Genomic DNA, 601 nt, shown 5'->3' with positions numbered 1-601 from the left:
AAAAAAATTACGCACGCCAAATAGACCTCACGATTTTTATTTTTTTCGAAAGGTCAATGTGCTATAGTTAAATTACTTTGATTACGATTTCTGAGCTGGTAGTGCGGACTCATAATCGTACAGAATGCCATGTGTCATTAACTGAAACGCCATTTTCAGAAACTTATTGATACATGCCACAATCGCGACCTTATGAGGCTTTCTCTGAGGTTGCGTTTTTAATTTATCGTAATAATCCACAAGATGATTATTTGTCTTACTCCGCAATGTAATCATCGTACAAATCATGAAATATAAGATTTTCCGCAGTTTCTTATTACCTCTTTTATTGATCCGATCACGGTACTGTGTGTTGCCAGATTGATAACGCATAATATCAATTCCTACGTAGGCATTTAATTGTTTCGCATTTTGAAAGCGTCGAATATCGCCTAATTCACCAATCAATCGACAGGCTGTTGTATCTCCAACACCGGGAATAGAACGAAGCACATGATATTCTTTTCGTTCTTGTGACATTTCTACCATTTGCTTCACAAGCGTTTCTTTCTTTTCCACTAAATCCATAATACGGGTCGCATAGTCTCGAATTTGATCACAC

Annotated in this window: 1 protein-coding gene; it reads right to left on the bottom strand. The window is 36.9% G+C overall.

What is annotated here, in order from left to right; translation table 11 throughout:
• Window positions 1-81 precede the first annotated feature (81 nt).
• The coding region (locus AAGS61_RS20905; RefSeq protein ID WP_391376603.1) for a transposase at window positions 82-601 on the bottom strand (520 nt) is incomplete at its 5' end.

Source organism: Lysinibacillus sp. KU-BSD001 (assembly GCF_042920265.1).
GTDB lineage: Bacteria > Bacillota > Bacilli > Bacillales_A > Planococcaceae > Lysinibacillus_B.
This window is presented reverse-complemented; position numbering and strand designations above follow the sequence as displayed.